The sequence below is a fragment of the Hongsoonwoonella zoysiae genome, from assembly GCF_013266695.1.
Lineage (GTDB): Bacteria > Pseudomonadota > Alphaproteobacteria > Rhizobiales > Stappiaceae > Hongsoonwoonella > Hongsoonwoonella zoysiae.
In genome coordinates, this window is the sequence record NZ_JABRXF010000003.1 from 764,251 (window position 1) to 790,692 (window position 26,442).

Sequence of the window (26,442 nt, forward strand, 5' to 3'; positions counted from 1 at the left end):
GCTGACCAATCCAGAATTGCGACCACGATATGCCAGGATCGTTTAACGGAGAGTAATCAACTTACGTAGCGACAATCGATGATTGCGATTTTGCGTCGCGGCAAATGCCAAACATGTGACCGGCAAGTCGTACCGGCTTCAGGAGGCCAAGCTCGCGCCTTCGCTGATTTCCTCTATTTCCACCTTGTAGCCCCAGAGCCGGCGCAGATGGAGCAAGGTCGCATCCCTGTCGGCCGGTTCCAGCGGCACGCCGTTGCGCTTGACCGAGCGCAGCTTCAGCCAGCGGTCTCCCAGAAGGTCGACATCCACCACCTGGATGTCGGTATCCGCCACCGCCACGTCGTACTCCCGCGCAAGCGAATCCCTGAGTTCGCGGAAGCCCCGTTCGTCATGGATGTGCGAAACGGCGTAAAAAGGCTTGGAGGCGTCGTCGACCAGCGAGAACATCTTGAAGTGGCGCATGACGGTCGGGCTCAGGAATTGCTGGATGAAGCTTTCGTCGCGGTAGTTCGCCCAAGCGTCCTTCAGCACGCGCCGCCAGTCGCCGCAGCCGGCGATATCGGGAAACCACTCGATGTCCTCCTCGCCCGGCTCTTCGCAGATGCGGCGGATGTCCTGCATCATCGCGAAACCGAGCGCATAGGGGTTGATGCCGCCGTAGCGCGGGTCGTCGAAGTCGGGCTGCGTCAGCACGTTGCTGTGGTTGTGAAGAACCTCCAGCATCGCGCCGTCGTTGATACGCCCTGAACGGTGCAACTCGTTCATGATGTAGTAGTGCACGAAGCAGGCGCAGCCTTCGTTCATGAGCTTCGTCTGCTTCTGCGGATAGAAGTACTGGCCGATATTGCGCACGATACGGATGATTTCGCGCTGCCATGGCCGCAGGATCGGGCTGTAATGCTCCAGGAAGTAGAGGATGTTTTCCTCCGGGAGGTGCATTTCGCGTTTCCGTTCCAGGCGTTCCCGGTCGGCCGCGACACTGCCGGCCCCGCGCCGCGGCAGCGTGTCCCACAGGTAGTGGACGGCTTCCTCCTCCGCGCGGATGCGTTCCAGCCGCCGCTCCTCTTCCTCGCGAAGCGAAAGTCGCGGCGGTCGGCGGCGGCGGAACACGCCGTTCGGCATCAGCGCATGGGCGGAATCGAGTATTGCTTCCACTTCGTCCACGCCGTGCCTTTCCTCGCATTGGGCGATGAAGCCGCGCGCATAGCTCAGGTAATCGAGAACCCCGTCGGCATCGGTCCACTGCAGGAAGAGATGGTTGTTCTTGAAGAAATGATTGTGGCCGAAAGCGGCATGGGCGATCACCAGCGCCTGCAGCGCCATGGTGTTTTCTTCCATGCAGTAGCTGATGCAAGGGTTGGAGTTGATGACGATCTCATAGGCAAGACCGCGCATCCCCTTCCGGTAGAGCCGTTCGTGATGCAGGAAATGCTTGCCGAACGACCAGTGCCGGTACATCAGCGGCATGCCGATGGAAGAATAGGCGTCGAGCATCTGCTCGGAAGAGATGATCTCGATCTGGTTGGTATAGACGTTCAGCCCGAGGTCCTGCAGCGCGATTTCCTCGATCGCCTCGGTCGTGCGCTGCAGCATGTCGAAGTCCCAGTCGGAGCCTTCGAAGAGAAGCTCCGGCTTGCGCGGCCGTTTAGCCATTCTCGGCTCCCTCGCTCCTGCGGGCGAACAATTCGCGGAAGACGGGATAAATGTCCGCGGGCCGCGCGATGCGCTTCATGGCGAAATTGCCAAGCTTGGCCGCCACCCCCCGGTAGGCCCGCCAGAGCTCCATGCCGTTGGCTTCGCTGTTGATGAGCCTCGCCTCCTCCTCGTCGACGATCTCGATATAGGCGAAATACTGGCAAAGCGGCATGAGCTGGCTGAGGAGCAGATCCGCGCAACGTGCGGAATCCCCGCTGAAGTTCTCGCCGTCGGAAGCTTGCGCGGCATAGATGTTCCATTCGGATGCCGGATAGCGCTGGTCGACGATCTTCTTCATCTCCACAAGCGCGGTGCTGACCACCGTCCCGCCCGTTTCGCGGGAGTAGAAGAAGGTGTCCTCGTCCACCTCGCTCGCGTCGTGGGTATGGCGGATGAAGACGAGCTCTATCTTGTCGTAGCGGCGGCTGAGGAAGAGATGCAAAAGCACGAAGAAGCGCTTTGCCAGTTCCTTTTCCCGCTCGCCCATGGAGGCGGAAACGTCCATCAGGCAGAACATCACGGCCTTGGCGTTGGGCTCAGGCTTCTGGACGAAGTAGTTGTAGCGCACGTCGAGCGGGTCGATGTAGCCGATCACCCTTTGCCGGCGGAGCATTGTTTCAAGCTCATCGTGCAGCCGCTTCAGCTCCTCGCGCTGCTTTTTCGTCGGCCTGGAGACTTTCTCCAGCGCGAAGATCTGCTCGCGAAGGTCCCTGACTTCCCTTTCGCTCGGCCGGTTGAGCGCGAGCCTGCGGCCCAGCGCGTTGCTCATCGTGCGCTTGACGCTGATGTTCGCGGGCGAGCCCGTCACGGTGAAGCCCGCGCGCTGTGTCCTGGTCGTCTTGATTTCCTTCAGGCTGCGCTTGATGAGATCGGGCAGCTCCAAGTCCTCGAAGAAGATGTCGAGGAACTCGTCACGCGAAAGAACGAACAGGAAATCGTCCTCGCCTTCGCCTTCCGCGGCACCTTGCCGCCCGCGCCCGCCTCCGCCCGAGCGCGGCTTGTCGATCCTGTCGCCGGCGCGATAGTCCTTGTTGCCGGTGAACACGCGCTCGCGCCGCCCGCCTTCGCGCGCATAGTGGAAACTGGGTTCCGATATCCCGTCGGCGGGTATCGAAACGCTTTCTCCACGATCCACGTCGGCGACGCGGCGCTTGTTGACCGTCTCGTTGACGGCCTTCTTCACCTGAGCGCGCACCCTCTTGAGAAACCGCCGCCGGTTGCCGAGGCTTTTGTCCTTCGGGTTCAGACGTCGATCGACGAAGTGGGCCATATCAATTTGCGCCTTTTCCCGTTCACCCCGCCTTGTTCACCCGCATGTACCATTCTACCAGACGCCGCACCTGCCGGCGCGTGTATCCTCTGGCGACCATGCGGTCGACGAACTCGTTGTGCTTGGCGTCGGTTTCCTTGTCGCGCTTGGCCCCGAAGCTGATGACCGGCAAAAGGTCTTCCACCTGGCCGAACATCCGCTTTTCGATCACTCTCTTCAGCTTCTCGTACTGCCGCCAGTCAGGGTTCTTGCCGCCATGCTCGGCCCTTGCCCGCAGCACGAACTTGACCACTTCGTTGCGGAAGTCCTTGGGGTTCGCGATTCCGGCCGGCTTTTCGATCTTCTCAAGCTCGGATTCCAGGATCTCGCGGTCGAACATCTGGCCCGTGTCGGGGTCCTTGTAGTCCTGGTCCTCGATCCAGGCATCGGCGTAGGCGATATACCGGTCGAATAGGTTCTGCCCGTAGTCGGCGTAGGATTCCAGATAGGCCTTCTGGATCTCGTTGCCGATGAACTCGGCGTAACGCGGGGCGAGCTCGGTTTTCAGGAAATCGAGGTATCTGGCCTGCGTCTCCTCATCGTATTGCTCGCGCTTCACCGCCTGTTCGAGCACATACATCAGATGCACCGGATCGGCGGCCACCTCTTCGGTGTCGTGGTTGAAAGTTTCCGACAGCACCTTGAAGGCAAAGCGCGTCGAAATGCCGTTCATGCCCTCATCGACGCCCGCCGCATCGCGGTATTCCTGGATGGACTTCGCCTTGGGGTCGGTGTCCTTCAGCGTTTCGCCGTCATAGACGCGAAGCTTGGAATAGGGCGTGGAGTTTTCATGCTCCTTGAGCCTCGTCAGCACGCTGAAGCGGGACAGGATCGGCAGCGTTTCCGGCGCGCAGGCGGCGTCCGCAAGCGTGCTTTCCTTCAAAAGCTTTTCGTAGATCTGCGTTTCTTCGCTCACGCGCAGGCAGTAGGGCACCTTGACCACGGAGATACGGTCGAGGAAGGCCTCGTTGTTCTTGTTGTTCTTGAACTGCTGCCACTCCGCCTCGTTGGAATGGGCGACGATAATGCCCTGGTACGGGAACGATCCGATGTTTTCCGTGCCGACGTAGGAGCCTTCCTGGGTCGCGGTCAGCAGGGGGTGCAGCACCTTGATCGGCGCCTTGAACATCTCCACGAATTCCATCAGCCCCTGCGTCGTGCGGTTGAGCGCGCCGGAATAGCTGTAGGCGTCCGGATCGTTCTGGCTGAGGTGCTCCAGCTTGCGGATGTCGAGCTTGCCGACCAGCGAAGAGACGTCCTGGTTGTTCTCGTCGCCGGGCTCCGTCTTGGTGACGCCGATCTGGCGCAGTTTCGAGGGATGTAGCTTGACGATGGAGAATTTCGAGATATCGCCGTCGAATTCGTCAAGCCGCTTCACGGCCCAGGGCGACATCAACCCGTTGAGGAGGCGCTTGGGGATATTGTACTTGTCCTCGAGAAGATCGCCGATGCGCTCGCGGTCGAAGAGGCCGAGAGGGGATTCGAAAACGGGGCTGATCTCCTCGCCCGCCTTCAGGACGTAGATCGGCTCCTTTTCCATGAGCTGCTTCAGGATTTCCGCGATCGTCGACTTGCCGCCGCCCACCGGGCCGAGCAAGTAGAGTATCTGCTTGCGTTCTTCCAGGCCCTGGCTTGCATGGCGGAAGAATCCGACGATCCGCTCCACGGTCTCTTCCATGCCGAAGAGATCCTTGAACGCTTCGTAGCGCTTGATCGTCCTGTTGAGGAATATGCGGCCGAGCCGCTGATCCTGGCTGGTGTCGACGAACTCCGGCTCGCCGATAGCCTGCATCATGCGTTCAGCGGCGGTTGCGCGCATCGTCGGGTCGTCGCGGCATGCGAGCAGGTAGTCCTGCACCGACATCTCGTCGATCTTCGACCTTTCGTAGACTTCCGCGAACCGGCTGTACACGTCCATTGTTCGACCCCTCTGCGTTGCGTGATCCGAACTGAGCGACCTTTCTTGTGGACCTCTACTTTGCTAGTTGGCGCGGCTTTGAACTTCGGCAAGTCACGCCTTCATTAACAAACCGTCATCTCGATTCAATATACGCGAAATCAAATCGAAATACTCCGGAAACTTATTAAAAATAACAGGGAGATCAGATACTTAATATGAATTTGCCGCATACTTCCAGTGTCCGCCGTCACAGCACGGCAGGCTCAAGAATACGCGAGCCGATACTCCACCTCCGACGTGCGCCAGGCGCGGGGACGAAATGTCCGCGCCGATGCACGCATTGCCCGTACATTGTGTGAATAAGCCAGTCGCCCGGGCGAAGCGCTTTGACAAAAGCCCTCTTCGCCGACCGCGTTGCGCCGATCCGGCAACCGCCGATAAACTGTCATTCGCGCCGGCATTCGTCACGGTCGGACATCCGGACATTCGTTCCGGCCATGTCCGGCGGAGGTCCGCGTGAACGTGCCGCGCCTTGCGATCCCTGCCACAAGAATGAAGCTTTCTTTCGGCCGCGTCATTCATGCTTTAGAATCATCCAAAGGATACCAGTGCGTTCCTGAACGACATAGCAGTATTACTGCTTAACCATTGTGCAGGTGGAAAAACGTCCTATTTCTTCATTATTGGACGCCAACGAAGGGATTGAAATCTTTCAGATGAATGCACCGCATCCACAGGCTGAAACCATATTCCCCTTCGACCATAGCTACGCGGCCCTCCCCGAGCGATTTTACGCCAGGCTGTCTCCTACGGCTGTCACGGAACCGCGATTGATCCGGCTGAATGATTCGCTCGCGCGCGATCTGGGGCTCGATTCTCGGGCGCTGAAAACTCCGGCGGGTGTGGAGATGCTGGCCGGAAACCGCATCGCCGAAGGCTCCACGCCGATCGCCATGGCCTACGCGGGCCATCAGTTCGGGACCTTCGTCCCGCAGCTTGGCGACGGGCGGGCGATCCTGCTTGGCGAAATCGTCGCTCCCGACGGCACGCGATACGATATCCAGCTCAAGGGTTCGGGCCGCACGCCCTTTTCCAGAGGCGGCGACGGGCGGGCCTGGATCGGCCCTGTCCTGCGCGAATATATCGTGTCCGAAGCCATGCACGCGCTTGGCCTGCCCACGACGCGGGCGCTCTCTGCCGTAAAAACCGGCGACCAAATCATGCGCGAGGCGCCGCTGCCCGGCGCGATCCTCACCCGCGTCGCGAAAAGCCACATCCGCGTCGGCACGTTCGAATATTTCGCGGCAAGACGCGACGAGGAGGCTCTCAAGGCGCTGACCGATTACGCCATCGCGCGCCATTACCCCCAGGCGGAAGATACCGCTAATCCCTATCGCGCGTTCCTCGATGCGGTGGTCGAAGCCCAGGCCCGCCTTGTCGCGCGCTGGATGCATGTCGGCTTCATCCACGGGGTGATGAACACCGACAATACGTCGATTTCCGGCGAGACGATCGACTACGGCCCTTGCGCCTTCATGGATACCTATCACCCGGGCAAGGTCTTCAGCTCCATCGACCATATGGGCCGTTACGCCTACGCCAATCAGCCGCGCATCGCCTATTGGAACCTTTCACGGCTTGCCCAGGCGATGCTGCCGCTCCTGGGCGAGGTTGAAGAAAAGGCCGTCGCGGCCGCACAAGGCGCCATCGACGCGTTCCCCGATCTTTACGAAACGGCCTGGCTTGAGGGCATGCGCGCCAAGCTGGGTCTCGCAACCTCTCGCGAGGAAGACCGTAAGCTCGCCTACGATCTTTTCGCGGCGATAGCCGCCGCCGAAACGGATTTCACGCTCACTTTCCGCACGCTTTCTTCCCTCGGGCGCAAGCAGGGCGACGGCGACGATGCCCTTCGCGGCTTGCTCGGCGAAAAAAACGCGCTCGACGAATGGCTCTCCCGCTGGCGGACGAGGCTCGGGCACGAGAGCGCGAGCGAGGATGAGCGGAAATCGCTCATGCGTTCCGTCAATCCGGCTTTCATCCCCCGCAATCACCGCGTGGAAGAAGCGATCGCCGCCGCCATGTCCGACGACTACACCCCCTTCGAGCGTCTTTTGCAGGTTCTGTCGGATCCTTATTCGGATCAGCCCGAAAACGGGGAATACGCAAGCCCGCCGAAGCCGGAAGAGGTCGTTGAGCGGACCTTCTGCGGAACCTGAAGCCGCACGGGGCGTCAGACGATCCTGTCCGCGGCCAATTTGCTCAGCGTTTTCACCGCCCTGTACTGAGACAGGAAGACGCTCCCAGTCAGATCGTCGAGGAAGTGTGAGCGTTTCAGCCGGTCCATGACGGGGCCTTTCACCTCCGAAAGGTGCAAGGTCACGCCCATGCGGTTCAGCCGGTCGTTGATCGCTTCGAGCGATTCAAGCGCGCTTCCGTCGATCTCGTTGACGGCGGAACACATCAGGATCACGTGCTCGATGGCCTTGTCCTTCGTCACCCGCTCGTAGATGTAATCCTCAAGAAAGCGGGCATTGGCGAAATAGAGGCTTTCGTCAACCCGAAGCGTCACGATCTTGGGATCGGTCTCGACTTCATGGCGCAGGATGTTGCGGAAATGCTCCGTGCCCGGCACGAGGCCGACCTCGGCGATATGCGGGCGCGAGGTCTTCAGGAGGAAAAGCGCGATCGACAGCGCCACGCCGCTTGAAACGCCGATCTCGACGCCGAAGCCGAGCGTGATCAACACCGTCGCGGCAACGGCTGCGAAATCCGCCTTGGAGTAGCCGTAGCTGCGCTTCAGCACCGAAAAATCGACAAGCGATAGCACCGCGACAATGATCGTCGCCGCAAGCGTCGCCTTCGGCAGGAAGAAGAGAAGCGGCGTCAGCGCGAAGGTGGCCAGCGCGATGCCGACGGCCGTATAGGCGCCGGCTGCCGGCGTTTCCGCGCCCGCATCGAAATTCACGACCGAGCGGGCGAAACCGCCCGTCACCGGATAGCCACCGGTCACGGATGAGGCGACATTCGCCGCCCCCAGGCCGATCAGCTCCTGGTCCGGTACGATCCGTTGGCGGCGCTTGGCGGCAAGCGTCTGCGCGACGGAGACGGATTCCACGAAACCGATGATGGAGATCAGTACCGCAGCACCTGCCAGTTCGCTCCACAGGCCGAAGTCGAAAGCGGGCAAGGCAAGCGGCGGCAAGCCCTGCGGCACTTCGCCGACGACGGCCACACCCGCATTCGGCAGGCCAAAGCCCCAGGCGATCAGCGTGGTGACAGCGACAGCAGCAACCGGGCCGGCCTTGGTCAGGATGTCGGCCAGCCGCGGCTTCACGCCCAGCTTCGAAAGGGCCGGTTTCAGCCCGCGCCGAACCCAGAACAGGAAGACGGTCGCCGATGCCCCGATCGCCAGCGTGATCCAGTTCACCGCGCCCATGTTTTCGAAAAGGGAAAGCAGGATCTCATAAAGGTTGTGGCCGCCTGCCGGAATTCCAAGGATATGCTTGAGCTGGCTTGCCGCGATAATGATGCCGGACGCGGTGATGAAGCCCGAGATCACCGGATGGCTCAGGAAATTGGCGACGAAGCCGAGCCTGAGAGCCCCCATCGCGACGAGAAAAACCCCGCTCAACAGCGCGAGCACGGCGGCAGCGGCGGCATATTCGGCGGGGCTTGCAAGGTCGAGTCCGCCGACGGCGGCAGCCGTCATCAACGAGACGACGGCAACCGGTCCCACGGCCAGCGCCCGGCTCGTGCCGAAGACCGCATAGGCGACGAGCGGCGCGATGGAGGCGTAAAGGCCCGCCTCTGGAGGGAGACCTGCGAGCAGCGCATAGGCAAGCGATTGCGGGATCAGCATGATCGTGACGATCACCGCCGCCGTGAGGTCGTTCGCCAGCGTATCGCGGCTGTAGCTCCGTCCCCAGTCGAGGATCGGCAGATATCGGGCCGCGAACCCTGCGCCGTTTTTTCTGCCCGTGCCTTGCGGGCCGTCTTTCAGGGGCTTGTCCATCCCCGCATCCTTGCGTTTTTGCGGCATGTCCGGCAGCCGGGTGCGGCTGCCGGACGCAATTGGAAAACCGCTCGGGCGGTCAGGCGGCGGTCTTGTCGGAAACGGTCACCTTTTCGGGCACCGCCATCCACTCCTTGCCGCGCAGCATCGCCTTCCAGTAGATCGGCGGCAGCGCCCGCTCTTTCAGGAACCATGCCAGGCGGCTCGGCTTCGTGCCGTCGATCAGCCATTCCGGGAAGCTTGGCAGCAGCTTTCCGCCGTAGCCGAATTCCGCCAGCACGATCTTGCCGCGCTCCACGGTCAGCGGGCATGAGCCGTAGCCGTCGTATTGCGCTTGCGAGCCAGTGCCCTTGATATCGGCGATGACGTTTTCGGCGACCACCGGCGCCTGCTTGCGCGCCGCCGCCGCCGTCTTGGCGTTCGGCGCGTTCATCACGTCGCCGAGGCTCCAGACGTTCTGATAGCGCTTGTGCCGCAACGTCGCCTGGTCGACGTCGACCCACCCCGCGCTGTCGGCAAGCGGCGAAACGCGGATGAAGTCGGGTGCGGCCTGCGGCGGCACGACGTGGATCATCTCGAACTCCGTCTCCACGGTCTCGGGTTCCTCGCCGGGTCTCGCAACGTTGAACCACGCCTTTCGCGCATGACCGTCGACGGCCTTGAGGTTGTGGTGGAAGTTCAGCCCCGCGTGGTAGCGCTCGACGTAATTCATGAGTGCCGGAACATAGTCCTGCACCCCGAAGAGCGCTCCGCCCGCGTTGAAGAACTGAACGTCGATGTCATCGAGACAGCCGGTGCGGAGCCAGTGGTCGGCGGAAAGATACATCGCCTTTTGCGGCGCGCCCGCGCATTTGATGGGCATCGGCGGCTGGGTGAAGACCGCCCGCCCGCTCTTCATGCCCTGCACGAGGCGCCACGTGTAGGGAGCGAGATCGTAGCGGTAGTTCGACGTCACTCCGTTCTTGCCGAGCGTTTCGTCGAGGCCCTCGATCGCGTGCCAGTCGAGCTTGAGGCCCGGGCAGACGATCAGGCGCTTGTATTTCACGACCCGGCACCCGTCGAGGATCACGGCATCGTTTTCCGGCTCGAACGCCGCCACCGCCGACTTGATCCAGTGGACGCCGCGCGGAATGAGCGAACCCATGGTGCGCGCCGTGGTATGCGCGTCGAATATCCCGCTGCCCACCATCGTCCAGCCGGGCTGGTAATAGTGCGTGTCGGCCGGGTCGATAATGGCGATGTCCAGCTCGCCGTCGCGGGCGATCAGGCTGGAGGCGACCGATATTCCGGCTGCCCCGCCGCCGATGATGACGATGTCATGTTCGGCGTCCGCCACATCGACGGGCGTCTTGCCGCCGTTCGCGATCCTGCGCGCTACGCCACCCATGTCGTAGCCGGCCGCTTTCGCCGCCGCCAGGATATCGGGCACCGGCATCGAAGCCCCTTGCGAGAGCGCCCAGAGCGTGACGGAGCGTGTGCCGGTCCGGCAATAGGCGAGCGTGGGCTTCGGCAGTTCAGCCATCGCCACCTTGAATTCCGCAGCATCCTCGTCGCGCACCTTGCCGGCGACGACGGGCAGATAGCGCACCTCGAGGCCGAGGCTCCTTGCCTTGTCCTGAATTTCATCGAACGTCGGCTGATCGGCGCCCTCGCCGTCCGGCCGGTTGCAGACGATCGAGCGGAACCCTGCCGCCGCGATCTCGGTGATATCCGCGACCGAGATTTGCGGGCTGACCGACAAGGTGCCCGTGACGCGCTTGATCTCCATGAAAACGTCCTCCGGTTTCAGGGGCCGGGCACGAAGGTTCGGACCCTTGCTCATTCCGTTTTTCAGAGCTTGTTGACAGGCACCTTCAGGAAGCTTTGCCCCTGCTCGTCGGCGGGCGGAAGCCTGCCTGCGCGCATGTTCACCTGCAGCGAGGGGATGATGAGCTTCGGCATGTCGAGGGTTGCGTCGCGCGCTTCGCGCATGGCGACGAATTCCTCGCGGCTCTTGCCGCCGCCGACGTGGATGTTATGCGCCTTTTCCTCGGCAACCGTGGTTTCCCACTGGATGTCGCGGCCGTTCGGCCCGTAGTCGTGGCACATGAACAGGCGCGTTTCGCCGGGAAGCGCCAGCACCTTCTGGATGGAATCGTAGAGCGTGCCCGCATCGCCGCCGGGGAAATCGGCGCGTGCGCTGCCGCCGTCGGGCATGAACAGCGTATCGCCCACGAAGGCGGCATCGCCCACCACATGCGTCATGCAGGCCGGCGTGTGGCCGGGGGTGTGCATGGCGAAGGCTTTCATAGAGCCGATTTCGTAAGCGTCGCCGTCTTCGAACAGCCGGTCGAACTGGCTGCCGTCGCGCTGGAACTCGGTGCCTTCGTTGAAAACCTTGCCGAAGGTATCCTGGACAATGGTGATATTCCTGCCGATGCCGATCTTGCCGCCGAGTTTTTCCTGGATGTAGGGCGCCGCCGAAAGGTGATCGGCATGGACATGCGTCTCGATCAGCCATTCGAGCTTCAGGCCGTTGTCCCTGATGTGGGAGATGATCTCGTCGGCATGCTCGAAGGAAATGCGGCCCGCCGCATAGTCGATGTCCATGACGGAATCGACCACCGCGCAAGATTTCGAATTCGGATCCTTCACGACATAGCTGATCGTGTTGGTGGCCGGGTCGAAGAATGCCTTGACCTCCGGCTTGACCGAGAGATCGACTGGATATGCACTCATCATATGTCCTCCTGCAATTTCGCCCGGTCCGCGGCGACGGCCGGATAATCCTTGCCTTTTGTCGCGTTGTATATCCGCATTTTCCATTAGATGCGAATATTTGAATATATGATGCCCAGATAGTGAGCCCGCACCTCCCGCGCAAGCGGAAATTTGCACCACGGTTTCGCGACGGCGGGAGCGGGAAGCCGTCATCGCTCTTCCAGCCATCGCCCGGAACCGCGATTGAGATTCGTCAATGCGCGATTGAACCAGGCGAACTTTACTTTAGGAAATATTCAAAGGGAGGTCTGCCGTGATCAAGAAGGTTCTTATTGCAACCGATGGGTCCGACCACGCCAAGAAGGCGGTGGCTTTCGGGTCCGATATCGCCTCGAAGTACGGTGCCGACGTCGTGCTCGTCCATGTTCTCCTGCGCGGCGAAGTGTCGGAAGACCTGATGCGCATGGCGGAGGTCGAGCAATTGACGGGCGAAGGCGGCAAGCCGTTGTCGGAAGCCTTCGCTTCCGTTCCGGCGGGGCGCTTTCCTGCCGATCTCACCTTCACGCAGGAAAAGCCGACCGTTCCCTACCGGGTGCTTGAAGCCGTTGGCGAGCAGGTGCTCGACCAGGCGGAAAGGATCGCCAAGGAACACGGCGCGGGCAAGGTCAAGCGGCGCATCGAGGACGGCAAGCCCGTGGATCAGGTTCTCAATGCCGTCGAGGCGGAAGGCGCCGATCTTCTGGTCACCGGCACGCGCGGGCTTTCGAACGTGAAGTCGATGATGGTGGGCAGCGTCTCGCACAAGCTTTCGCACATGTCGCCCGTCACCTGCATTTCCGTTAGGTAACGCCCGTCATTCGAACCGGAGCCTGAGGCCGTCGAGCGGCAGCCCGTCGAACGCCGTCGACCATCTCTCGCCGGGCGCGACGGGCATTGCCCGCGTCAGCGTGCCGGTGGAGATGATCTCGCCGGCTTGCATTGCCGGCGCGGCGGCATCCCCGGCCAGAACGTCCGCCAGATGGCGAAGGGCGGCAAGCGGGCCAGCGTCCAGCACGTTCGACGACACGCCCTCGTCAACGACCTCGCCATTGCGGAAAAGCACTATGCGGAAATTCGCCAGCCGCGCGCGCCATTCGTCGCGGGTTTCCGCCGTGATTTCGGAAAACGGCCCGTGCACCAGCGCGCCATGCAGCGCGAAAGCGGCCACCGTGTCGGCAGCCTGGAAGCGCCAGCCGGCGAAGAGCGACTGCACGATTTCGAAGCTGTGCGCCACATGGGATACGCAGCTCATCAGTTCCGCATCGCTCATGCCCGAAGATGGCGCCTTGCCGAGTTTCAGGAGGATTTCCGGCTCGATCCTTGGCTCCACCAGCTTTTCGAGCGAAAGGCTCTCGGCACCCGGCTTCACGGTCGTCGAATAAACCGGCCCCCAGATCGGCGCATAGACCTTGTATTCGTCCCAGATGGTGCGGTTGGTAAAGCCGATCTTGCGCCCGATGGGCACCTCGCCGCGCTCCCGCCTCAGCCGCGTGATTTCCCTTGAGACCCGATAGGCCGCCGTCTGGTCGAATTCGGCAATCCGTTCGGTGATGCAGGGGATCTGCCGTCTTTCATCGAGAGCGTTCAGGATCTCGCGGGCAAGCGCGGCTTCATCCGTCATCGCGCTATCCATGCTACTTCGCCTCCCCCTTACTTCGCTCTCCCGGCGCCCTGCCCAGCAGGGCCTTGCGCTCGCCCGGCTCGCCGCGAAGCTTGGCTACGGCCTCGATCATCCTGGCGGCGGGCGTGGCCAACCGGATAAAGCTGTCCTGGGTCACGCCGGCGCCACTGTGGACGGCGATGACGGAGACCTTGCCACCCTCCATCAGGAGAATGGGGCCGCCGGAATCTCCCGACATGACGGCGCATTCATGGGCCAGCACCTCGTTGTTCTTCAGATAGTGCGCCATGCCGCAATTCTCTTCCACCGAAAGCACATGCTGGCGAATGCGCGGATAGCCGGCAACCGCGATCCGCCCGCCTTCGGCAAGGGCTGCTTTCAGCTCGCCTTTGCCGGGCGCGAAGACGCCAAGATAGCCGACCTGCCTGCCGATAGGCTCGCTCAGTTCCAAAATCGCCCAGTCCTCGCCGGGGTCGTAGCGCAGAGGCCCGTTCCCGCCGTTACGGTCTTCCGGCAGAAAAACCCTTGTCCCGGTCGAATGGGCGGAATATCCGCCGCGCTGGTATCCGGCCAGGAAATGCAGCGCCTGCGGCCTGACCCAGCCGATCGTGCCGCCGGCATAAAGGCAATGCGCGGCGGTCAGCACAAGGCGCTCGCCGATAAGCGCGCCCGTGCAATAGCGCCTGACGCGGTAGGCGGAAAAATTGATCTGGCCGATTGCGCTCCAGGGGTAGGCGGCGGCATCGACGATCCTTCGCGCCTTCACCTCCTCGCAGCCTGTGGCAAGCTCTTGCCCGCTGCCGCACATGGCGTTGAGTGCCGGAACGAATTGCGCGGTCGGCTTCTGCTCCTGCGCCACCGCGCCTTCGGGAAAGAAGATCGCCAGCACCATGCAGACGACCCAAAACCATCCCGCTTGCCGCATTCGCCTTCCCATCCCGCCGGGCTCCCCGATACCGGGCAGAAGCTTATTCGCATCGAATTGGGTCGGGAACATCTTATGGTGAGATTTTGTGCGCCGGCCGGAAATGCCTTAGCTGACGGCGTTACGCCGCGCTGAAAACTCATGCTTTGCGCTAGGCTTCGCCAGCATCATTCCCGTCGGCACGGACAAATTGCTCACCACCCGCGCGCGGCTATTGCTTGCGTTCACTTACGCCAGAAATCGGTGCTGTAGTTGTTCAGTCCTTTAGTGTACTGGTCTGTTTTAACTTGGAACAATGAGGGAATCTTGCTCCCGTCGCCTCCATCCTTGAAGTAGTCCCTGACCGAACAAAGCGCCGAACTCATTAAGTGCTCCCATGTACGAAATAGCTCGTCTTGCAGAATTTGCTCTTGTTTCGCAGCACTAAACTTCCTCTTGGGACGCGGAAAGCTGCCGGCAAGTTGGGGTTGGACCTCATGATGGAAGGTTATGCTACCGAATGCCCATTCGTCTTCAATGGAATCACGCCATCGATAGGAAACCGTGACCTGCAATTTCTGGCTGAAACGGTGCGGCGGAAAGATGTTGTCATCGACCTGAAATGTTTGCCTTTCCTGCTCCTCAGTCTTCATTCGATTCTTCATAGTATTGAACGCAAACAATAGATCTTTTCCGCTTTGAATTGCATAAGTACGCGTTCGTTCAATCTTTTTTTCTGACTTGGACTCGCGATATTCCCTAAAAGACCTTTCGAAACGATCCAACTGCGTTGCCACATAGGGTCCGCAATTCGAAAGAGGTAACAGACGAAAGTCTCCCGAATGTTCTTTGTGCAAGGCCTGATCTATCAAAATTCTCAACTCAGATTCGTCGATTGATGAGAGAGCGCTCTTCTCACTTTCGGTAAGATTTATAATATTCATGTTTTTGACCACGAATTTCCAAGGAAGTTAAGTGACACAAAGATATTAAACTGGTTGGCATCAGGATGGGTTCAGAGCCATTTAATTCAATGCTACGACAAGATGTTACGGCTGGTCGGCTGAATTCGTCAATCTCGGTGCTAGCCCGCAATTCACCGTCAGGCTCCATATTTGCATTAAATGAAATCGCCTGGGTGCAGTTAAACTAAATTTTGACTTGGCAACTTGAAAGCTTCCGCAGTCAGTCCACAATCCAGTGACGCTCCAGGTACTCATGAAACATTGGAACCGTGAATGCGATATCCCCATGCGCGGGGCTGTAGATCATTCCTTTTGCGATGATCTGCGCGCGCCGGGGGCCTAGCGATGTGAGTTTTTCACCCAATACTTCTGCCACGTCCGAGGATCGATACGGCCCGGGTCCAAGGCGCGCCATGGCGATCACATACTCTTTCTCCTTGGGGGTCAGGCGGTCGATTCGAACTTTGAAGAAGCCTTCATCAAGCCTTCTCAAGGCTTCTTTCTCGGCCACTTCAAAGCAGTCCATTTCGATTGGAGATCGGGTGGATGCATTCCAGACCTGATATCCCCATTCCTGCAGGAAATATGGATACCCCTTCGTCAATGTGACGATTGCATCAAGCAGCTTTCCGTCTATCGATTCTCCTTCTTCTTCGATTGGCTGGCGAATTGCATTCGCGGCATGCTTATTCGGGAGGGCATCTACTTTTGGAAAGATAAAAAGCCTTTCTGCATAGGACTTTGCATCTCCAGACAAAGCCGCAATTGCAGGTAGGCCAGCACCGAATAAAAGCACAGGCAATGCTTTCTGGTTTATTCGATGGATTGCGACAATCAACGCGCCCAGTTCTTCGGGCGAGAGGTATTGTACTTCATCGATCAGCAGAGCCCACCCTCGGCCCGCCGCTTTCGCAGCTTCGCCAACCTTCAAAAACAGCTCGGTGATATCGTATTCGAGGTTACCACTGTCAGCGACCCCCGGCTCCGGGTCGACGGATACGGTGAAATCACGCACACTGATTTTGAATGCCCCAGCGAAGCTGCGAAGTGCTCGCAGTGCGGCATGTGTGGCGACCTTCGCGGCCTCGTTGAACGATAGTTTGCGAAGGACTTGATGGATTTTTGGATAGAGCAGTTCGACAAGTTTCCGGTCCTCGGGCGCTTCTATGAATGAAGTTAGATACCCATGCTTTTCGGCGATTTGCTCGATCTTATTGAGTAGAACGGTCTTTCCGACGCCACGCAAACCAAGAAGCATTTGCGACTGGGTGGGCCGCCCGAGCAGAACGCGCTGCAACGCAGTGTCGGCGGCTGCGATAATTTCCTCTCGACCTGCCAACTCCGGCGGTTGAGAGCCTGCTCCGGGCGCGAACGGATTTCGAACTGGATCCATGTTTATCACTTTAGGGCACAGTATAGCTCTTAATCGATATACTCACTTATAAATTCTTATACGTCAATGCGTCCGCACAAGTGCTTGGCAGTCACCCTTCGGCTCTCGCCTCCAGGATCGATCCTCAAAAATCACTGCCTGAAATTTCGCCTTACCGATCCTTGAGGCACCGTCGAGGAACAGGCGCATGGATTGCGCATCCCTCGGGCGTCTCGTCTTTGGCCCGGTTATCCCCGTTCAGCCCGACGTGGTATGATGGAACCCGGTTTTGGCGCCAGTATTCTTGCTGCTGGGCACTCTCACCCGGATAGAAATCCTCCCGGTCGATCCGCGCCGGACCACCCGGCGATCGGACAGGGGGCCGGCGCGCCCTGTTCGATGGCTTTCGCGGATTTCTGAAGCACCCTGATGGCCCCCAAAAGCGTCCGGATTCGCCCTTCTGGAATTCTCCTCGCCGCTCTAACGCGCCACGTTTTCCGCCTGAGGCACGACCTTCAGACAGTGAGATGGGCTGTGATCTCGGGATCGTCGAGCGTATCGGCTTCGCCCGAATGGACGATCACCCCCCGGTCCATGATGTAGACCTCGTCCGCCAGTTTCCGGCAGAAATCGAGATACTGCTCGACAAGCAGGATCGACATGCCCTGCTCGTCGCGAAGAAAGCGGATGGCGCGGCCGATATCCTTGATGATCGACGGCTGAATGCCTTCCGTCGGCTCGTCCAGCACCAGTAATTTCGGCCTCGAGACAAGCGCGCGACCGATGGCAAGCTGCTGCTGTTGGCCGCCCGAAAGGTCTCCCCCGCGCCGGCGCAGCATATCCTTCAAGACTGGGAAAAGCTCGAAGACGTAGGGCGGCACGTTACGCTCGCGAACGGCAAGACCCGCGTAGCCTGTCATGAGATTTTCCTCGACCGTCAGAAGCGGGAATATCTCGCGTCCCTGCGGCACGAAGCCGATGCCGAGACGTGCCCTGTCGTAGCTGCGCTTCGGGCCGAGTTCCGCGCCCTCGAACACGATGCGGCCACCGGAAAGCGGATGGTGGCCGACAATCGCGCGAAGAAGGCTCGTCTTGCCGACACCGTTGCGGCCGAGCACGCAGGTGATCCTGCCGTTATCGGCCTCGAGCGATACGCCGCGCAGCGCTTTCGCCGCTCCGTATTGGAGGGTGGCATTCTTGACGGCCAGCATTTTCTAACGCCCCAGATAAACTTCGATGACCCGCTGATCGGACGAGACATGGTCGAGGCTTCCTTCCGAAAGGACGGACCCTTCGTGCAGGCAGGTGACCTTCACGTCCAACTCGCGGACGAAATGCATGTCGTGCTCTACGACGACGACGGAGTGCGTTGCCGAAATTTCGCGAAGAAGACGGGCGGTTTCCTCCGTCTCGGCATCCGTCATACCGGCGACCGGTTCGTCGACAAGCAGAAGTTTCGGGTTCTGCGCGAGCAACATGCCGATCTCCAGCCACTGCTTCTGACCGTGGCTAAGATTTGCGGCGAGATGCCATCTGCGATGACCAAGGCGGATGGTCTCCAGGATTTCGTCAATGCGTTTAGCGCGTTTCGCACTTCCCCTGGCGAACAGCACGCTGAACACGTCTCGCGGCGCGGCGAGCGCAAGGCTCAGGTTATCCTCTACCGTCAGGCTTTCGAAAACCGTGGGTTTCTGGAACTTCCGCCCGATGCCGAGTGTCGCGATATCCGCCTCGTCGTGCCTCGTAAGGTCGACCGTGCCATTGAAGAAAACGTCGCCTTCATCCGGCCTCGTCTTGCCGGTGACGATGTCCATCATCGTCGTCTTGCCGGCCCCGTTGGGGCCGATGATCGCCCGCATTTCCCCGCGCTTGAGAACGAAGGAAAGGTTCCGGATCGCCTTGAACCCGTCGAATGCAACGCTCACGCCGTCGAGATAAAGGATCGTGTCTGCCCGCTCCACCATGACGCTACTCCGCTCCCACCGGCGAGACTTCCGCACCAGAAGGCGTTTGGGCATCTTCCGCCCGGTTCGCTTTCCGCTTCTCGCGGCCCCTGCCGATGTGGGCCTGAAACGTTCCCACTATGCCCTTCGGCAGGAAGAGCGTGACGAAGACGAAGAGACCGCCCAGGGCGAATAGCCAGTATTCGGGCAGAACGCCGGTAAACCAGCTTTTGCCGCCGTTGACGAGAAGCGCGCCGATGATCGGACCGATGATGGTCCCGCGCCCGCCAACGGCCGTCCAGACCACCACCTCGATGGAATTCGCCGGCGCGAATTCGCCCGGGTTGATGATGCCGACCTGCGGTACGTAGAGCGCACCCGCCACACCCGCCATGACGGCGGACACCGTAAACGCGAAGAGCTTCACCATCTCCGGCCTGTACCCGAGGAAGCGCGCGCGGCTTTCCCCATCGCGCGAGGCGATCATCAGCTTGCCGAAGTGCGAGCCGGTGATGCGCGCCGTTACGATCACGCCGATTGCAAGCGCGGCGGCACTCGCCGCGAAAAGGCCTGCGCGCGTTGTGTCCGCCTGCACGTCGAAGCCGAGGATATCCTTGAAATCGGTGAGGCCGTTGTTGCCGCCAAAGCCCATGTCGTTTCGGAAGAAGGCGAGCATCAGCGCGTAAGTCATCGCCTGGGTGATGATGGAGAGATAAACCCCCGTCACGCGGCTTCGGAAAGCAAACCAGCCGAACACGAAGGCGATCACGCCAGGCACAAGTGCGACCATAACAATCGCGAACCAGAACTGGTCGAAGCCATACCAATACCAGGGCAGTTCCTTCCAGTTCAGGAACACCATGAAGTCAGGCATCACCGGATCGCCGTAAACGCCGCGCGTGCCGATCTGGCGCATTAGGTACATGCCCATCGCATATCCGCCGAGCGCGAAAAAGGCGCCGTGGCCAAGCGAGAGAATGCCGCAGAACCCCCACACGAGATCGAGAGCAAGCGCCAGGAGTGCATAGGTCAGATATTTGCCGAGAAGCGCCACGATATAGGTCGGTACATGCAGCGGGTGCAAAGGGTCGAGCACAAGGTTGGAGACGGGCACGGCTATGCCGGCGGCGAGGATGAGAACGATCGTCGCAATGATCCGGCTTTCCAGGCCGTTGCGGGCGAGATATCCTGAAATCATGCTTCCGCCGCCCTTCCCTTGAGCGCGAAGAGCCCGCGCGGCCGCTTCTGAATGAAGAGGATGATGAAGACGAGGACGAAGATCTTGCCGAGCACCGCGCCGGCATAAGGTTCCAGGAACTTGTTGGCGATGCCGAGCGTCAGCGCGCCGACGAAGGTGCCCCAGAGATTGCCCACCCCGCCGAAGACCACCACCATGAAGGAATCGATGATGTAGCCCTGTCCGAGGTTCGGCGAGACGTTGTCGATCTGGCTGAGCGCGACGCCGGCAAGCCCGGCAACGCCGGAACCGAGCGCGAATGTCATCGCGTCAACGCGTGGCGTGCGGATGCCCATTGCCGCCGCCATGCGCCGGTTCTGCGTGACCGCACGCATCTGCAGGCCGAAGGACGTACGGTTGAGCACGAAAAGCAGCAAGGCGAAAACGGCAAGCGCGAAGAGAACGATATAAAGCCGGTTCCAGGTAATGGTGAGCTGGCCGATCTCGAAAGCGCCCGACATCCAGGAAGGCGATCCGACCTCCCTGTTGGTCGGGCCGAAGATCGTGCGCACCGCCTGCTGAAGGATCAGCGACACGCCCCATGTGGCGAGAAGCGTTTCGAGCGGGCGCCCGTAGAGAAAGCGGATGACGCCGCGTTCCAAGGCATAGCCGACGGCACCCGCCACCAGAAACGCGAGCGGCAGCGCCATCGCCAGCGACCAGTCGAAAAGCCAGGGCGCGTTTAAACGGATGACCTCCTGAACGACGAAGGTTACATAGGCGCCGATCATCACCATTTCGCCGTGCGCCATGTTGATGACGCCCATCACGCCGAAGGTGATCGCAAGGCCGATGGCGGCAAGGAGAAGAACGGAGCCGAGCGACAGGCCGTACCAGACGTTTTGCGCCATCGACCAATAGGACTGCACCCGCTCCACCCGCGCGATTGCCCGATCGACCTGTTCCCTGAGATCGCCTTCGGCCTGCCCCCTGAAGCCCAGAAGCAGGCTGAGCGCATCCTGTGTGCCGATCTCGGCAACAGCGGTAATCGCTTCCGACTTTTCCGCATCCGGCCGATCGGAGACAAGGATCGCGGCAGCACGCGCGCGCATCATGCCGTCGGCGACGTCAGCGTCGGCTTCCTTCTCCAAAGCCGCCTCGATCGCCGGCAAGGACGATGCATCCGGATTGGCGATCAACGTCCGCGCGGCCCTCAGCCGTGCGGCGGGATCTGGAGAGGCAAGCGCAAGACCGCCGATCGTATCGCGGATCAGCCTGCGCAACCCGTTGTTCACGCGGATTTTCGAAAGCGCGCGCTTCGCCTCCTCGCCGACCATTTCTCCCGAAAGCGGATCCATGATCATCAGTGTCTTGCCGCGTCCGGAAACGATAAAGACCTGATTGTCGGATTTCCTGACGTGGAGATCGCCCTCCGAAAGCGCGCGAAGCACGGGCACCACGGCGGGATCGCCCGTCGCCCCGAGTTCGGCGACGATTTCTTCCGTCTGGGCGAAATCCCGCACGTCGGAAAACGAATTGACGATTTCCAGAAGCGGCTTTTCCTGGGATTGAGCCAGGCTGGCGAGCGACAGGAAAACAGCAATGGCGAATGTGAGCGGTCCGGCAAGGCGCATGGTCTGGTCGCAGCTTTTTGGAGATGACTGGCTTGCGGACGGGCGCATCGAGCGCCCATCCGCACCGCGATTGAACAGGCGTGACCGTCAGTCGACGCCCTTGCCCCCGCATTTGCCCGTTTCGGTATTGAAGTTGCCGCAGGACATCGGCGCGCGCCAGTCGGCTATAAGCGGCCTGGAATCCGGCAGGTAGTCGGACCATTCATCGCCGACGACGAGGCCGGAGGTTTCCCAAACCACCTCGAACTGACCGTCTTCCTGAATCTCGCCGATCAGCACCGGCTTGGTGATGTGGTGGTTCGGCATCATCGCCGAATAGCCGCCGGTCAGGTTCGGCACGGACACGCCAATGATGCTGTCGATCACGGCATCAGGGTCAGTCGTGCCGGCTTTTTCCACCGCCTCGACCCACATGTTGAAGCCGATGTAATGGGCCTCCATCGGGTCGTTCGTCACCCGGGCCTCATCGCCGATGAAAGCATGCCAGGCGTCGATGAATTCCGCATTGGCATCCGTGTCGACCGACTGGAAATAGTTCCAGGCGGCGAGATGGCCGACGAGCGGCGCGGTGTCGAGGCCCGCAAGTTCTTCCTCGCCGACGGAGAAGGCGACGACCGGAATATCTTCCGCCTTGATGCCCTGGTTTGCCAGCTCCTTGTAGAAGGGAACGTTGGCATCGCCGTTAATGGTGGAGACAACTGCGGTCTTCTTGCCGGCTGAGCCGAAGGTCTTGATATCGGCGACGATCGTCTGCCAGTCGGAATGGCCGAAGGGCGTATAGTTGATCATGATGTCCTCGGGCGCGACGCCCTTGGACTGGAGATAGGCCTCGAGGATCTTGTTCGTCGTGCGTGGATAGACATAGTCGGTGCCGGCGAGCACCCAGCGCTCCACGCCTTCGACGTCCATCAGGTAGTCAACCGCCGGGACCGCCTGCTGGTTGGGCGCAGCTCCTGTGTAGAAAACGTTACGCTGGCTCTCCTCGCCCTCATACTGCACGGGATAAAACAGCAGGCCGTTTAGTTCCTCGAAAACCGGAAGAACGGATTTGCGCGAAACGGACGTCCAGCAGCCGAAAACCGCGGCGACCTTGTCCTTTTCGATAAGCTCGCGCGCCTTTTCGGCAAAAAGCGGCCAATCCGACGCAGGGTCGACAACAACTGCCTCCAGCTTCTTGCCGAGAACGCCGCCCTTCTTGTTCTGCTCGTCGATGAGCATGAGCATGGCGTCTTTCAGCGTTGTCTCGGAAATTGCCATGGTTCCGGACAGCGAATGAAGGATGCCGACCTTGATGGTGTCTTCGGCCTTCGCCGCACCGATTGCAAGCGACATCGCAAGCGCTGCAGACAGCGCCGCGATATTTGTTTTCTTGTGATGACCAGTCATTTGACCCTCCGGCTGGATTGTTTGCGTCACAAGACACAGCAAGGAGCGGGCCAAAGGGCGAGAGTGCATCGGGCGGGCAAAGGAATTTCTTTTCAGATCAGATAATTAGGGAAGCAACAAAATCGAACTTCAGTGAATATCAAACAAAAAACCGCTGGTGCGATGCAATACGATAAGGCAGTTGATAAATATTCTGCCTAAAAAACAATCTTTTCTTATATATGCCTAATTAATAAGCAAAACAACCAAACTACTCTTCGAAGCGAAAGAGATGCGGCACGGAGCGACACAATTACGCTCTACCGTAAACAGGCGACAGCCTGTACGAGAACCAATGAACGCATTGAATATCCTTCATTCAATCTTTTCGATCTCAGCCGCCATATCAGGGATCAGTTTGACCCGGAAAGTCGCGTTCTCGCATTCCAGCGTCCAGACCTCTTCATCGGGTTTCGAGAGATCCTCTTCCTGCTCGGCACCTTGCGGCTTGTCGCAGGTATGCCCCTGCTCGCGAACCTGAACGGCAAGCAGGTTTTTTACGTCTTCAACATCGCTCGTCTGGGCAAGGGCGATGCTTCCGCCGCCTAGCGAGCAAACCATCATCAACGATGCCGTCAGACCGAAATTCAGTGACAGGCGCATTAATCAACTCCCCGACCCGAATGCGTTCATGCTGTTAAGTTAGCATACTATTTCAATTTCCTACCCGCCTGCAGATATTGTTTTTGACCTCTAATGCAACAATGAATACAAAAGATATAAAAAGAAATTCTTTATACGAGATTTACTTGAAGACATCAAACTTGAGAATACGTGCAAATACGATCTTTCCATTTACAATTACAAAAGTAACCTTACGATACAAAACGGTGGTTAAAACTCGAATTCATTCAGTCCCGCCACCAAGGGAAGCAATAGCCTGGCAATTTGCAAGAGACTGCTCGTAGCCGTGTCGCGCGCCCACCAGGCATTTATCGTCAAGGCTTTTTGAGGGAAAGGTCGGACAAATCATTGGGCCTTTATTGTGCGAATTTTCGCCGAACGCCTGGTGCAATTTGGATCGACCGGCCTGCGGAGGTTCGAATGTCGATCAAACGCGCTTACTGCCTGCTTCGAAACGCATCCACAGCATTGCTTATGGGTGCCGGAATAATGGCTTTTTCAAATATTGCGCTCGCCGACGAAATCATCGGCACGCCAGGGGCGCCGTCCGCCAAGAGGGTGATCGAGGGTAGTCAGCTTCCTCCACCTGCCTTGCCCTTTGGCGGCAAGATAGAAACCGATGCAGACGAGTCGACGCCCTGGTGGCCACCCGCCGTGGTCCCTCCAGAGGAAGCGCCAAACGTCCTCCTGATTATCACCGACGACTCCGGCTGGGGCATTCCCAGCACCTTCGGCGGCGTCATACCTCATCCGACGATGGATGCTCTCGCCGAAGACGGAATCAGGTTCACGAGCATACACTCGACATCGCTGTGCTCGCCGACCCGCGCAGCGCTGATTACGGGCCGCAACCACCACAACGTGGGCTTCGGTGTGATCTCGGAGCAGGCGACGGGCTTTCCCGGCTACAACAGCATTATCGCCGAGGACAAGGCTACGGTCGGCAGGATCCTGCTTGACAACGGCTACAACACTTCATGGTTCGGCAAGGACCACAATACGCCCGCCTTCCAGGCGAGCCAGTCCGGTCCGTTCGACCAGTGGCCGACGGGAATGGGGTTCGAATACTTCTACGGCTTCGTCGGTGGTGATGCGAACCAGTGGCAGCCCAACCTCTTCCGCAACACCACCCAGATCTACCCCTTCCTGGGTAAAGAGGGAAAATGGAACCTGATGACGGCGATGGCGGATGACGCCATCGACTGGATCACGCGGATGCACCAGATCGACCCGTCCAAGCCCTTCTTCGTCAAGTTCGCGCCCGGCGCCACGCATGCCCCACACCACCCGACCAAGGAGTGGGTCGACAAGATCAGCGCGATGCATCTGTTCGACGACGGCTGGAACAAGCTGCAGGAGACCATCTTCGAAAACCAGAAGAAGATGGGCTACTTCCCGGAAGATGCGAAGATCACTCCCTGGCCCACCGAGTATATAAAGGAGTGGGACAAACTTACCGATGCCGAGAAGAAGCTCTTCATCCGGCAGGTAGAGGTCTTCGCCGCCTATTCGGCCTATATGGATGATGAAATCGGCCGGGTCGTCCAGGCGCTGAAGGACATCGGCGAATACGAAAACACGCTGATCATCTACATCAACGGCGACAACGGAACGAGCGCCGAGGGCGGCGAACTCGGGACCCCGAACGAAGTTGCCTTCTTCAACGGCCTGAACAAGATCCCCGTAGAAGAACAGATGAAATGGTACGACGTCTGGGGCACCGAAGAGACCTACAACCACATGGCCGTGGGCTGGACCTGGGCCTTCGACACGCCGTACCCGTGGATGAAGCAGATCGCCTCGCAGCTCGGCGGAATCAGGCAGAACATGACTGTCTCCTGGCCCGCAAAAATTACTGACAAGGGCGGCAAGCGCGACCAGTTCCTCCACGTTATCGATGTCGTCCCGACGATCCTCGAGGTCGCCGGCATCGACCCGCCACGGACTGTCGACGGGATCACCCAGGCGCCAATGGACGGCAAGAGCTTCGCCTATCTCTTCGACAAGGAAAACGCCGCCGCTCCGCCGCCGCGCGACACCCAGTACTTCGAAATGTTCGGGCAGTGGGGGCTGTGGCACGACGACTGGTTCCTCGCAACAAAGGTGAACCGAGCGCCGTGGGATGCTTTCGGCCCCGGCAATCCGGACCCGCTGAACAACCAGGTGTTCGAGCTCTACAATCTCAAGGACGATCCGACGCAGAGCACGGACATCGCCACCGACCACCCCGACATGGTGGAGAAGTTGAAGGAAACGTTCATCCTGGAAGCAGCGAAATACCAGGTGTTCCCGCTCGACGCATCGGTCGGTCCCCGTGTCGCGGCGCCGCGACCGAACATCACGGCGGGGCGGACGGAGTTCGTCTATACGCGGCCGATGACCGGCCTGCCGCAAGGCGACTCGCCACCGCTTCTCAACAGTTCCTACACGATCACCGCCGAGATAGAAGTTGCCGAAGGCGGGGCCGAGGGAATGATCCTGACTTCCGGCGGCCGCTTTGCCGGTTATGGCTTCTACCTGCTCGAGGGCAAGCCCGTGTTCCTGTGGAACATGGTCGACCTCGAACGCATCAAATGGGAGGGCAAGGAAGCGCTAACGCCCGGCAAGCATACGGTCGAGTTCGACTTCGTCTATGACGGGATCGGCGCCGGTACGCTCGCCTTCAACAACATGAGCGGGGTCGGCAGATCCGGCACGGGCACACTGAAGGTCGATGGCGAGGTGGTCGACACAAAGAAGATGGAAAAAACTATTCCGATCATCCTGCAATGGGATGAGAGCTTCGACATCGGCTCCGATACGCTGACGGGTGTCAACGATGCGGACTACAAGCCGCCCTTCCCACTGACCGCCAAGCTTGACAAGCTGACGATCAAGGTCGACCGGCCGCAGCTTTCGCCGGAGGATATCAAGAAGCTCGAAGCAGCCATGCACAACAAAAAGGCAAGCGAATAGCGGCCTCTCGGGCTTGTCGTAGCGCCAGAAACGAATGAGGCGGCGAACCATGCAGGCAGAAGCCGTGGGTCGCCGCCTCATTTTTCAGTTGTGTCGGGGAACTTCGCCAATGCCGGTTTCACCCTTCTTCACAGACATCTGGCGTTGAGACCACAAGGAGCGAAGGA

Annotated in this window: 19 protein-coding genes; 3 read left to right on the plus strand and 16 right to left on the minus strand. The window is 59.9% G+C overall.

The window, feature by feature from the left end:
* Positions 1 to 138 precede the first annotated feature (138 nt).
* From HPQ64_RS19970 to HPQ64_RS19980, 3 genes are read right to left on the minus strand one after another with little or no spacing between them, the layout of a single operon-like run.
* Positions 139 to 1,653 (minus strand): SpoVR family protein, encoded by a 1,515-nt coding sequence (locus tag HPQ64_RS19970; RefSeq protein WP_172890361.1) that lies wholly within the window; start codon positions 1,651 to 1,653, stop codon positions 139 to 141.
* On the minus strand, positions 1,646 to 2,965 hold the full coding sequence (locus tag HPQ64_RS19975) for a YeaH/YhbH family protein (RefSeq protein ID WP_172890362.1): 1,320 nt from the start codon (positions 2,963 to 2,965) through the stop codon (positions 1,646 to 1,648). Before HPQ64_RS19975 ends, HPQ64_RS19970 begins: the two co-directional genes overlap by 8 nt.
* Positions 2,966 to 2,987: 22 nt before the next feature.
* Positions 2,988 to 4,922 carry a PrkA family serine protein kinase gene (locus tag HPQ64_RS19980; RefSeq protein ID WP_172890363.1) on the minus strand — a complete coding sequence of 645 codons (1,935 nt, stop codon included), beginning with the start codon at positions 4,920 to 4,922 and terminating at the stop codon, positions 2,988 to 2,990.
* Positions 4,923 to 5,620: 698 nt separating this feature from the next.
* On the opposite strand from HPQ64_RS19980, the gene HPQ64_RS19985 reads away from it, so the two are divergent.
* The gene (locus HPQ64_RS19985; RefSeq protein WP_172890364.1) at positions 5,621 to 7,120 is read left to right on the plus strand and encodes a protein adenylyltransferase SelO; all 1,500 of its coding nucleotides are present in this window, start codon (positions 5,621 to 5,623) and stop codon (positions 7,118 to 7,120) included.
* A 14-nt stretch (positions 7,121 to 7,134) separates the two neighbouring features.
* On the opposite strand, the gene HPQ64_RS19990 is transcribed toward HPQ64_RS19985, so the two are convergent.
* From HPQ64_RS19990 to HPQ64_RS20000, 3 genes are all read right to left on the minus strand, one after another.
* Entirely contained in the window at positions 7,135 to 8,916 is a 1,782-nt protein-coding gene (locus HPQ64_RS19990) for a SulP family inorganic anion transporter (RefSeq protein ID WP_172890365.1), read from the minus strand.
* A 79-nt stretch (positions 8,917 to 8,995) separates the two neighbouring features.
* Positions 8,996 to 10,684, minus strand: a complete 1,689-nt coding sequence (locus HPQ64_RS19995; protein WP_172890445.1) for a bifunctional protein tyrosine phosphatase family protein/NAD(P)/FAD-dependent oxidoreductase — start codon at positions 10,682 to 10,684, stop codon at positions 8,996 to 8,998.
* Positions 10,685 to 10,746: 62 nt separating this feature from the next.
* On the minus strand, positions 10,747 to 11,634 hold the full coding sequence (locus tag HPQ64_RS20000) for an MBL fold metallo-hydrolase (protein WP_172890366.1): 888 nt from the start codon (positions 11,632 to 11,634) through the stop codon (positions 10,747 to 10,749).
* A 295-nt stretch (positions 11,635 to 11,929) separates the two neighbouring features.
* Between HPQ64_RS20000 and HPQ64_RS20005 the strand changes: the two genes are divergently transcribed.
* Complete coding sequence (locus tag HPQ64_RS20005; protein WP_172890367.1) at positions 11,930 to 12,463, plus strand: universal stress protein; 534 nt, start codon at positions 11,930 to 11,932, stop codon at positions 12,461 to 12,463.
* Positions 12,464 to 12,469: 6 nt separating this feature from the next.
* Here the strand turns inward: HPQ64_RS20005 and HPQ64_RS20010 are convergent, their stop codons facing one another.
* The 10 genes from HPQ64_RS20010 to HPQ64_RS20055 all read right to left on the minus strand — a co-directional run bounded on the left by HPQ64_RS20010 (position 12,470) and on the right by HPQ64_RS20055 (position 23,299).
* On the minus strand, positions 12,470 to 13,288 hold the full coding sequence (locus tag HPQ64_RS20010) for a 2-keto-4-pentenoate hydratase (protein ID WP_246270801.1): 819 nt from the start codon (positions 13,286 to 13,288) through the stop codon (positions 12,470 to 12,472).
* Position 13,289: 1 nt separating this feature from the next.
* Positions 13,290 to 14,201 carry a trypsin-like serine peptidase gene (locus HPQ64_RS20015; protein WP_172890368.1) on the minus strand — a complete coding sequence of 304 codons (912 nt, stop codon included), beginning with the start codon at positions 14,199 to 14,201 and terminating at the stop codon, positions 13,290 to 13,292.
* Positions 14,202 to 14,425: 224 nt separating this feature from the next.
* Positions 14,426 to 15,136 (minus strand): hypothetical protein, encoded by a 711-nt coding sequence (locus HPQ64_RS20020; RefSeq protein ID WP_343036078.1) that lies wholly within the window; start codon positions 15,134 to 15,136, stop codon positions 14,426 to 14,428.
* 229 nt (positions 15,137 to 15,365) lie between these two features.
* Complete coding sequence (locus HPQ64_RS20025) at positions 15,366 to 16,538, minus strand: ATP-binding protein (RefSeq protein WP_172890369.1); 1,173 nt, start codon at positions 16,536 to 16,538, stop codon at positions 15,366 to 15,368.
* A 494-nt stretch (positions 16,539 to 17,032) separates the two neighbouring features.
* Positions 17,033 to 17,728, minus strand: a complete 696-nt coding sequence (gene urtE / locus HPQ64_RS20030) for an urea ABC transporter ATP-binding subunit UrtE (protein ID WP_172890370.1) — start codon at positions 17,726 to 17,728, stop codon at positions 17,033 to 17,035.
* 3 nt (positions 17,729 to 17,731) lie between these two features.
* Positions 17,732 to 18,481: an urea ABC transporter ATP-binding protein UrtD gene (gene urtD, locus HPQ64_RS20035; protein ID WP_172890371.1), complete on the minus strand. Its 750-nt coding sequence runs from the start codon at positions 18,479 to 18,481 to the stop codon at positions 17,732 to 17,734.
* 4 nt (positions 18,482 to 18,485) lie between these two features.
* Positions 18,486 to 19,658, minus strand: coding sequence for an urea ABC transporter permease subunit UrtC (gene urtC / locus HPQ64_RS20040; protein ID WP_172890372.1), 1,173 nt, complete (start codon positions 19,656 to 19,658; stop codon positions 18,486 to 18,488).
* On the minus strand, positions 19,655 to 21,271 hold the full coding sequence (gene urtB / locus HPQ64_RS20045) for an urea ABC transporter permease subunit UrtB (protein ID WP_172890448.1): 1,617 nt from the start codon (positions 21,269 to 21,271) through the stop codon (positions 19,655 to 19,657). Before urtB ends, urtC begins: the two co-directional genes overlap by 4 nt.
* A gap of 87 nt (positions 21,272 to 21,358) precedes the next feature.
* Positions 21,359 to 22,657, minus strand: a complete 1,299-nt coding sequence (urtA, locus tag HPQ64_RS20050; protein ID WP_425483845.1) for an urea ABC transporter substrate-binding protein — start codon at positions 22,655 to 22,657, stop codon at positions 21,359 to 21,361.
* Between the two features lie 354 nt (positions 22,658 to 23,011).
* Positions 23,012 to 23,299: a hypothetical protein gene (locus HPQ64_RS20055; protein ID WP_246270802.1), complete on the minus strand. Its 288-nt coding sequence runs from the start codon at positions 23,297 to 23,299 to the stop codon at positions 23,012 to 23,014.
* Positions 23,300 to 23,809: 510 nt separating this feature from the next.
* Here HPQ64_RS20055 and HPQ64_RS20060 point away from each other — a divergent pair.
* A complete protein-coding gene (locus HPQ64_RS20060) occupies positions 23,810 to 26,275 on the plus strand; it encodes an arylsulfatase (RefSeq protein WP_172890451.1) in 2,466 nt (821 codons plus the stop codon).
* Positions 26,276 to 26,442 lie beyond the last annotated feature (167 nt).

Coding starts and splice junctions, on each gene's coding strand:
- HPQ64_RS19970 (WP_172890361.1), bottom strand. CDS start 1,653: ATGGCTAAACGGCCGCGCAAGCCGGAGCTTCTCTTCGAAGGCTCCGAC.
- HPQ64_RS19975 (WP_172890362.1), bottom strand. CDS start 2,965: ATGGCCCACTTCGTCGATCGACGTCTGAACCCGAAGGACAAAAGCCTC.
- HPQ64_RS19980 (WP_172890363.1), bottom strand. CDS start 4,922: ATGGACGTGTACAGCCGGTTCGCGGAAGTCTACGAAAGGTCGAAGATC.
- HPQ64_RS19985 (WP_172890364.1), top strand. CDS start 5,621: ATGAATGCACCGCATCCACAGGCTGAAACCATATTCCCCTTCGACCAT.
- HPQ64_RS19990 (WP_172890365.1), bottom strand. CDS start 8,916: ATGGACAAGCCCCTGAAAGACGGCCCGCAAGGCACGGGCAGAAAAAAC.
- HPQ64_RS19995 (WP_172890445.1), bottom strand. CDS start 10,684: ATGGAGATCAAGCGCGTCACGGGCACCTTGTCGGTCAGCCCGCAAATC.
- HPQ64_RS20000 (WP_172890366.1), bottom strand. CDS start 11,634: ATGAGTGCATATCCAGTCGATCTCTCGGTCAAGCCGGAGGTCAAGGCA.
- HPQ64_RS20010 (WP_246270801.1), bottom strand. CDS start 13,288: ATGGATAGCGCGATGACGGATGAAGCCGCGCTTGCCCGCGAGATCCTG.
- HPQ64_RS20015 (WP_172890368.1), bottom strand. CDS start 14,201: ATGCGGCAAGCGGGATGGTTTTGGGTCGTCTGCATGGTGCTGGCGATC.
- HPQ64_RS20025 (WP_172890369.1), bottom strand. CDS start 16,538: ATGGATCCAGTTCGAAATCCGTTCGCGCCCGGAGCAGGCTCTCAACCG.
- urtE (WP_172890370.1), bottom strand. CDS start 17,728: ATGCTGGCCGTCAAGAATGCCACCCTCCAATACGGAGCGGCGAAAGCG.
- urtD (WP_172890371.1), bottom strand. CDS start 18,481: ATGGTGGAGCGGGCAGACACGATCCTTTATCTCGACGGCGTGAGCGTT.
- urtC (WP_172890372.1), bottom strand. CDS start 19,658: ATGATTTCAGGATATCTCGCCCGCAACGGCCTGGAAAGCCGGATCATT.
- urtB (WP_172890448.1), bottom strand. CDS start 21,271: ATGCGCCTTGCCGGACCGCTCACATTCGCCATTGCTGTTTTCCTGTCG.
- urtA (WP_425483845.1), bottom strand. CDS start 22,657: ATGACTGGTCATCACAAGAAAACAAATATCGCGGCGCTGTCTGCAGCG.
- HPQ64_RS20055 (WP_246270802.1), bottom strand. CDS start 23,299: ATGCGCCTGTCACTGAATTTCGGTCTGACGGCATCGTTGATGATGGTT.
- HPQ64_RS20060 (WP_172890451.1), top strand. CDS start 23,810: ATGGCTTTTTCAAATATTGCGCTCGCCGACGAAATCATCGGCACGCCA.